The sequence below is a fragment of the Neisseria sp. genome (assembly GCF_030527965.1).
Lineage (GTDB): Bacteria > Pseudomonadota > Gammaproteobacteria > Burkholderiales > Neisseriaceae > Neisseria.
In genome coordinates this window covers 66,649-75,037 of record NZ_JAUMZU010000016.1, presented here as the reverse complement: position 1 = coordinate 75,037, position 8,389 = coordinate 66,649, and the positions used below count along the sequence as shown (strand labels likewise).

At 46.3% G+C, this 8,389-nt stretch carries 8 protein-coding genes; all 8 read left to right on the top strand.

Going from position 1 to position 8,389, the window contains the following annotated elements; all coding sequences use genetic code 11:
• Positions 1-195 precede the first annotated feature (195 nt).
• The 8 genes from Q4A84_RS08490 to Q4A84_RS08455 all read left to right on the top strand — a co-directional run bounded on the left by Q4A84_RS08490 (position 196) and on the right by Q4A84_RS08455 (position 8,324).
• Complete coding sequence (locus tag Q4A84_RS08490; protein ID WP_303088495.1) at positions 196-570, top strand: single-stranded DNA-binding protein; 375 nt, start codon at positions 196-198, stop codon at positions 568-570.
• A 60-nt stretch (positions 571-630) separates the two neighbouring features.
• On the top strand, positions 631-822 hold the full coding sequence (locus Q4A84_RS08485) for a hypothetical protein (RefSeq protein WP_303088494.1): 192 nt from the start codon (positions 631-633) through the stop codon (positions 820-822).
• A gap of 138 nt (positions 823-960) precedes the next feature.
• Positions 961-1,689: a type IV secretory system conjugative DNA transfer family protein gene (locus tag Q4A84_RS08480; protein WP_303088493.1), complete on the top strand. Its 729-nt coding sequence runs from the start codon at positions 961-963 to the stop codon at positions 1,687-1,689.
• A gap of 215 nt (positions 1,690-1,904) precedes the next feature.
• Entirely contained in the window at positions 1,905-2,945 is a 1,041-nt protein-coding gene (locus Q4A84_RS08475; RefSeq protein WP_303088492.1) for an ATP-binding protein, read from the top strand.
• Positions 2,942-5,203, top strand: coding sequence for a S8 family peptidase (locus Q4A84_RS08470; RefSeq protein ID WP_303088491.1), 2,262 nt, complete (start codon positions 2,942-2,944; stop codon positions 5,201-5,203). Before Q4A84_RS08475 ends, Q4A84_RS08470 begins: the two co-directional genes overlap by 4 nt.
• Positions 5,204-5,275: 72 nt before the next feature.
• Positions 5,276-7,003, top strand: a complete 1,728-nt coding sequence (locus Q4A84_RS08465; RefSeq protein ID WP_303088490.1) for a PriCT-2 domain-containing protein — start codon at positions 5,276-5,278, stop codon at positions 7,001-7,003.
• Complete coding sequence (locus Q4A84_RS08460; protein WP_303088489.1) at positions 6,921-8,075, top strand: LPD7 domain-containing protein; 1,155 nt, start codon at positions 6,921-6,923, stop codon at positions 8,073-8,075. Before Q4A84_RS08465 ends, Q4A84_RS08460 begins: the two co-directional genes overlap by 83 nt.
• Positions 8,076-8,105: 30 nt before the next feature.
• Positions 8,106-8,324, top strand: a complete 219-nt coding sequence (locus tag Q4A84_RS08455) for a hypothetical protein (protein WP_303088488.1) — start codon at positions 8,106-8,108, stop codon at positions 8,322-8,324.
• Positions 8,325-8,389 lie beyond the last annotated feature (65 nt).

Genomic DNA, 8,389 nt, shown 5'->3' with positions numbered 1-8,389 from the left:
TGTACCAACTTAGACGACTTTTTCGCATAGGGATAATTCTAACTTAAATTTGAATCTCCCTAGTTATCATGGCCCAGGAATCGGTAAAATAATCAGGCATGCTTTTTTGGGTCAACTACTGGAAAGGGCCACTCCTAAAAAATCTCTAACGATTTAATTTTTTTCTTACATTTATTCAACACAAAGGACTTTATTATGCCATCCGTCAATAAAATCGAACTCATGGGCAATCTGGGCAAAGACCCGGTATTGCGCAGTCTGCCCGACGGCACCGCCGCCACTAAAATCAGCATTGCCTGTTCCGAAAAGTGGACCGACAAACAAACCGGCGAAATCAAAGAACACATCGAATGGTTTCCGGTGTTGTTGTATGGCCGCCAGGCCGAAGTGGTCTGCCGGTATATGAAAAAAGGCGATTGCATCCAAGTCTGGGGCAAGCAGCGTACCCGCCAGTATACCGATCATGAAGGTGCGCAGCGTAAAGTGACCGAGGTGTATGCGGCTGAAATGCAGATTATCTATACCGCCAATCGCCAGGAAAGTACCGAAGGCATTTACGGCATGCTGTAAACCTGTCGGTACGTTGTCTTTCATTCCGCCTTTGTGCGGCTTTTTTTATGGAGCAAAGTCATGAAGAAGATTCTGATACCGGCGCTGTTCTGCTGTCTTTTAGTGGGCATAGCCGCATTGGGCGGTATGTATCTGGGCAGCCTGGTCTATACCCAATGGATGGGCTTAAAGTCCGCCCCTTCCGTTTTGATGCTGTATACCTACTGGCAGCATCTGCACCGGCTGCCGCCGTGCATGGTCTTTCCGTTGTAGGTCTCGACCGCACTGGCCGCCATCCTGCCGCTGGCGGTATTACTGTTTTCGCTAATATCCCTGTTTCGAGGACCCAAACGCGAATTACACGGCTCTTCCCGTTTTGCCAATAAGGGCGAAATAGCTAAGCTGGGTTTGTTGCGGCAGAAATTCAAACCGGACGAAGACCCAGACATACTGAAATATCAGTGTCTGTTGCTGATGGACGAGTTTACCGCTTTGGGTGCCATTCCGGCCGTACAGCACGGCGTGTCTTATCTGGCCGGTTACGGCTTACGGCTGATGCCGATTATTCAGACGCCGTCACAAGTCACCGAGATTTACGGCCGCGATGCAACCCGCACCTTCTTTACCAACTTCGGCTGCCAGATTGTGTTTCCGCCGCGCGAACAGGCAGACGCGGAAGAATACAGCAAACTGATAGGCTACGAGACCTTCAAAGCCAAATCGGTTTCGCGTTCGTCGGGTAAAAGCAGTAGTCGCAGCAACAGCATCAGCGACCAGAAACGGGCGGTGATGAACCCGGACGAACTGAAGATGATGCCGAAGACCGACTGCATTATCAGCATTGGTTACAGCCGGCCGATTTATGCGCAGAAGATTGTGTACTGGCAAGACCCTGTCTTTAAGCAGCGGGCCAATCTGCCGCAGCCTTATGTGCCGGCTTTGGATGTTCATTTGCCGCCTAAAGCGGTCGGTGCGACACCGAAAGCCGAGCCGGTGCCGGCTGAAGTGTTGGCGAGCTTCCGATGGCAGGATGCGGCCAATGCGGAAGACATTGCCAAAACCCTGCTGCGCTCACTGATACCGCCGGGCAGTCCGCCGGAATATGTGGCGCAACTGGTGCCGGTGATTGCGAAGAACTAGGGCAACGTCAGCTTGTCAGTGGTCAGTGACTTGCTGAAGGAAGCCTCCGGCGTGGATGCGGGCGATTTGCCCGATGCGGCTTAACAGAAACGTTTAAGGCGGCCGATACCGGTCGCCTTAATTTGCCGAATTGTTGATATTTACATTAACTTTGTCCCAAATAGTTTTAATTTGTCCCAAGTGGATTGTATAATTCATCCGGAAGAGGTGACGATATGAAAAAAGCTGATGTACTTGATTTAATTAAATACCATTTTGAACACAGAGAAGCCGATTTTCGAAATCAGGCAATCACGATTGCTCGTAACTTTGATAAAGCTGGAGACGAACAACTTGCCCAATATATCATGGGACTATTATCTCAATCAGATAGATTTGTTCCTCAAACAGGAGATTATAGTGAGTATCTCATACCAGTAAAACTGGATATGAATCCATTACCTTTGCCAACAACAATCATGAATGATTTAAGAGGCATAATTAATGCAGTAAATCATAATATTGGAATTAATAAATTTTTATTTATTGGCTCTCCTGGCACTGGTAAAACGGAAAGTGCAAAACAAATTGCCAGATTACTGAACAGAGAATTACTCATGGTGGATTTTAGCCATTTAGTAGACAGTAAGCTAGGGCAGACTGCCAAGAATTTAACACATGTATTTAATGAGATTAATAAACTCCCATTTGTGAGCAACTATATTATTCTATTTGATGAAATAGATACGATTGCATTAGACCGTATTAATCAAAATGATATTCGAGAAATGGGGCGAGTAACGTCTACTTTTCTAAAGGCTTTGGATAATTTGAATCCTGAAGCAATGATTATTGCGACTACAAATCTATATGAGAATTTAGATAAAGCTCTTGTTAGACGCTTTGATGCAGCCATTGACTTTGATCGATATTCAGACGATGACAAGGTTGAAGTAGCAGAGGTCATTCTTAGTTATTTTCTGAAGCAATTTAAGCATGCGGCAAAAGATATGAGATTGTTCAAAAAAATTATCAGAAGTGCCAACAATCTACCAAACCCTGGAGATTTAAAAAATATTATCAGAACCTCATTGGCTTTCAGTGATAGTAAAGATCCATATGATTATTTGAAACGTTTTTTGAAGAACATACATAGAGGAAAAATACTTACGCTGAATCAATTACATAATTTGGGATTTACGGTGCGTGAAATAGAAATTTTAACCGGAGTATCCAAAAGTAGCGTTTCAAGAGAGTTAAGTGAGGATAAAAAATGAATAATATTTTGAAATTGAAAGGCAATAAATTTGAAGATAAAGGGCGCAATAATCCTACAATACACATTACGCTACCTAAAAATTCAGTAATACGATTAACCAGATTACAAGAACTGCACCAATCATTAATGAAAATAAAAGCATTTTGGCACGAAAACAGAATGATTGATGGTGCTTTAATTAGTGTTTACTATGATCGAATTATTGCCAAAAGTAACCGTATAAGTGGTTATTTAGATGGGGGGAGCAATTTAGAACCGATTGATACAGTTGTCGGTGCAAAATTTAATTCGGAAAAGAATAAACATATTATTACACACTATATTCCTAGAGATACCCTAGAAAAAACGATTCATATATCTGATCAGATTATTGATTTGTTTAAAAAGTCATTTCCTGGAGGGGAATTAACCGCTGATATTTTCAATCATTCTTCAGTATTTGATTCCTTACAATATGATGACTATTCTTTTTCAAAAACGACTTTCAAAAAGTATTTAAGAGATGCCTGTTTTGTTGAAAAATTTGACATAGAAGAAGCGGAAAAACAAAAACTGAGAAATTCCATCATCACATTTTATGATGTTAAGACTGATATTCACGCTCTTTTGAAAAAGATAAATATTGATATATCTACTGCCAATGTATTGGATCAAACTACGGTATTACTTGATGAAAAGAGTGTTGAGACCGTTCTTTCTAAAATCCCCTATCTAGTGTCAATGGCCGTTGAAGATTTCTCATCATTAGCCCCGGAGGACTTTAATCATACGCCGGATAAAGTAGAGATGCTTCTCCCGTCTCCTAAAAACGAACCAACTATAGGAGTAATTGATACGTTGTTTGACCAACGGGTTTATTTTAGCGAATGGGTTGAATATCACGATTTGATTTCCGAGGAAATTAGAAAAGAGCCAGCAGATTACAAACATGGAACAGCTGTATCATCATTGATTGTCGATGGCCCTAGTTTGAATAAAAATCTGGATGATGGCTGTGGTCGGTTTCAAGTAAGACATTTTGGTGTATCACTTAATAAGGGCTTTAATTCATTTAATATTATTAGACAAATTAAAGAGATAGTGTCCCAAAATACAGATATAAAAGTATGGAATTTATCGCTAGGATCAAATGATGAAATAAAAGATAATTTTATTTCTGTGGAAGGCGCTGTCTTAGATGAAATCCAGTTTGAGCACGATATTATTTTTGTTGTCGCCGGAACAAATGGAAAAATTAATAACGAACAACGGTCAAAGATTGGTTCACCTGCTGACTCATTAAATTCATTGATTGTGAATTCGGTTGATTTCGAAGGAAACCCAGTGACCTATTCTCGTCAAGGTATTGTATTATCATTTTTCACGAAACCTGATGTTGCCTATTATGGTGGCGGAAATGGGCAGTTTATAAATGTATGTGAGCCATTGGGAGTAGCTAAAGTTGCTGGGACAAGTTATGCTGCCCCCTTGGTCGCCAGAAAATTAGCGTATTTGATTTATATTATGGGCTTAAGTCGTGAAGAGGCTAAAGCACTATTAATTGATTCGGTAATTAGTTGGAATGACCATAAATCACTTAAGGAAAAAGTTTTGATTGGACATGGAATTCTTCCAATCAAAATTGAGGATATTCTTTCAACACCTGATGATGAAATTAAATTTATTATTTCAGATACTTCAAAAAAATATGATTCTTATAACTATAAATTCCCTGTCCCAATATTTAAAAATAAGTATCCTTATATTGCAAAGGCAACAATATGTTATTTCCCTAAATGTTCTCGTAATCAAGGTGTAGATTACACCAATACTGAATTGAATATTCAATTTGGTAGATTGAAGGGAGTTGGTAGATTGAAGGAAAAAAAAATAGTGCCGATTAACAAGGATAAACAGCACAGTGATGATGCACCTAGTTACATCATAGAGGATGCAGCACGAAAAATATTTGGAAAGTGGGATAATGTAAAAAATATCCGTGAACGTTTTACTCCGCGTAAGCAGGCAAAATCCATCCTGAATGAAGACAATCCAAATTGGGGAATGAGTATTAAGGCCATTGAGCGTTTGCATAAAAGAGATGGCCAAGGGATACGGTTCGGCGTCGTTGTGACATTGAAGGAAATAAATGGAGTCAACCGTATTGAGGATTTTATTGAGCAAGCATTATTGAACAAGTGGATAGTGCATGAACTACGAGTTGAAACGCAAGTTGATATTTATAACAAACTCAGAGAGGAAATTGAATTCGAGTAATACCCAATTAATCTTTTATTTTAAGGTTAAGGAAGCTACCCCAATTTAAGCACACTTTCCCCCGCGCCCTGAATGTTAGCCAGCATTAAGGGCGCTTTTTTATTGGAGAATATGATGACGAACGACGAAGACATCCGTGCCGCATTAAGCTACATCGACCCGCACGACCGAGATACCTGGGTCAATACTGCTTACTCGCTTAAAAACGAATTTGGCGAAAGCGGTTTTGATTTATGGGACCAATGGTCGCAGCAATCCGACAACTACAATAACCGGGCGGCCCGCTCGGTCTGGAAAAGCATCAAAGCGCCCAAACGCAGCATCGGTTCATTATTCCATGAAGCCAGAGCCAACGGCTACCGCCCGGAGAAACCCTATACGCCGCCGTCGGCCGAAGAGCAGGCAAAACGCCGGGCCGAACGGGAAACGGCCAGATTGGCCGAAGAAGCGGCACTGGTGAAGAAGCAAACGGAAGTCAAACAACTGTCCGGCCGCATCTGGCAGCGATCGGAACCGGCAACGGCCGGCCATCCGTATCTGACGGCCAAAGGCATCACCGATCCGGCCATTATGGGTCAATTAAGGCTGAATGAGTATCAGGGGCAAACCAATCTGTTGGTGCCGGTCTACTATGAACGGGAAATGGTCAACCTGCAATCTATTCTGCCGGACGGAACCAAACGGTTTTTTGAAGGCGGTCAGGTCAAAGGCGGTTATTCGGTGGTCGGCAAGGCTGATGATTATCAGCACGGTCTGGTGCTGGCCGAAGGGTTGGCCACGGCGGCCAGTATCCATCAGGCGACCGGTAAGCCGGTGATTGTGGCTTTCCATGCCGGCAATCTGGTGCCAATAGCCGAGCGTCTGTCCAAGGTGTTGCCGGAACAGGTGCCGGTGACGATTGCGGTAGATAACGATGCGTCGCAAACCGGTATGAAGAAAGCCTTGCAGGCCGCTGCGGTGCTGGGTGAGCGGGCGCATGTCGTTGAGCCCGAATTTACGATGACGCAGATACAGCGCTATCAGACCGAAAACGGCCTGGACAGCCAAGGCCGGCCTAAGCTGCCGAGTGATTTTAACGACCTGCATCATCTGGCCGGACTGGATGCGGTACGCCGGACACTGGAGCCGGTTTTACGGCAGGCGGAGCCACCTGAAGCTGAAGTTGAAAAGCCGGTTGAAACAAAGCAACCGACTACCGAACAGACTATCACCGAACCACCTGCCGAGCAGGACTGGGATGCCATTGCAGCGGAAGAAGCCAGACAACGCGGCATTCGTTTACCGCCGTCACCGGCTACCGCCCCATCAACCCAAGCCGCCGATAAGGCGGCTTCTTTACATGAGGAATCCGATATGAGCCGGACAGACCAAACAAGTGAAGTCAACGCCATTGAATATGACGGCCGTCGGCAGCAACAAAGCCCGACCATCGAGCCGCCGGTCAATCAACCCAAAACAGTTAAGGCGGCACCGGAAGCCGAACCGCCGGTCGGGCAACCGGCTGCCAAGGCGCGGAAAGCTGAAGCGGAGCCGGAAATTAAAGCACAAGCCGCACCCAGCCTGTCTGAAAAAAAGCCGGTACTGGATTTGAACTACCGCATTCCGCCGGACAGCATTAAAAGCCGTTATGTAGTGGCCGACGGGCAATACCTTGCCGCCGACAACCTGAGCACCGTACTGTTTGTTTACCGACAGCGGAAAGAAACTCAGCACACCTTTGGCCAATGCACAGGTCGTCAACGACATGCTGGAAGTGGCGAAAGAAAAAGGCTGGGACAGCCTCAAGCTGAACGGCAGTAAGGAATTTAAGGCCATGATGTATGTGGCGGCGGAAAGCCAGGGCATACGGACTAGCGGTTATACACCGACCGAAGCCGATAAAGCAGCGGTGGCCCGTCTGCTGCAAGAACGTTCGCTGAACAGTGTGGAAAGCCGGCCCGCAAGAGAAATGGCGATGCCGGAGCCGGCTGCGCAAAGCGAACCGGTCAAACAAAACGACGGCCGGATTGTGGCTTACGGCAGCGCACCCTACCGCAATGATCCCAAGGCGCAGCCCAGTTATTACCTGACACTGGAGCAGCAAGGCAAAACGCATACGGTATGGGGCATCGGCTTGGCGGACGCCTTGGAACAGAGCGGTGCCCAACCCGGCGATACCATCCGGCTGCATCATCTGGGCCGGCAAGCGGTCACGGTGGAAACCCCGGTCTATGACGAACAAGGCGCCGTGGTCGACCATAAAACGCTGAACACCCACCACAATCAATTCCAGATTGAGGTAGCGGAAAGGCAGGCCGGACAAGAACCGGAACAGCAGGCCGAGCAGGAACAGGAAAAGAAAGTGCGTACCCAACCGGACGTCGCCGCTTTGTCTGCGGCTGATAAGTTGGAAGCACAAAGCGCCTTACCGTCGGATTCGACCGTTAACGTTTCCGAGCGGGCCGACACCCAGCCGGGCGTACCGGTGCATGCCATCGGCAGCGAAGAGGTGCCGGCTCAGGTGCATCGGCAGGCGAATGATTTAAGAAGCGAAGCGCTGAATACCGAAATGGTGGCGGCTAAGACGGCTTATATGGAGAAGGCGGCCAAGTTGTCAAAGCAGAACAAAGCCCGTTTGAGGTTTTACGAGCGCAGCACGATGGATGCTTTGCGCGGCCTGACCGGTGATGTGCGTACCAAAGCCTTGCGCAATTACTACGAGCATACCGAAAAGATGATGAGTGGCAGCAAGCTGAAGCTGCCGGAACCGGCGCAGATTCCAGCACCGGGTCAGTCGGTAGCAGAACAACAAATGCAGCAGCAGACCCGGCAACAGCAGGCGGAGCGTCATCACCAGCAGCAACAGGAGATAGTGCCGGAAATCGAGCGCTAAGGGCTTTCATATTAAGAGAAAGGAATAATCATGCAAGACGATGTACTGCCGGACGGCGGCACCGAGTGGGATAACACCGGTCTGTTTTTAACTGAAGAGGAAGCCGAAGTGTTAGCCCTTTTATCGGATGAGCAGGTCGATGCCTATCTGTTGGCCTTCGCATCTTATGAAGCCATGCAGGCTTATCTGGCCGATCCGGCGCAGCCGCCCGAGGCCAAAGCATTACTGGACGTATCCGGCTGGAAATAAGCCGGTCCGACACCGCCCCGTATCTTTGTGATGCGGGGCGGTTTTTTTGCTTAATCACAAAGGAG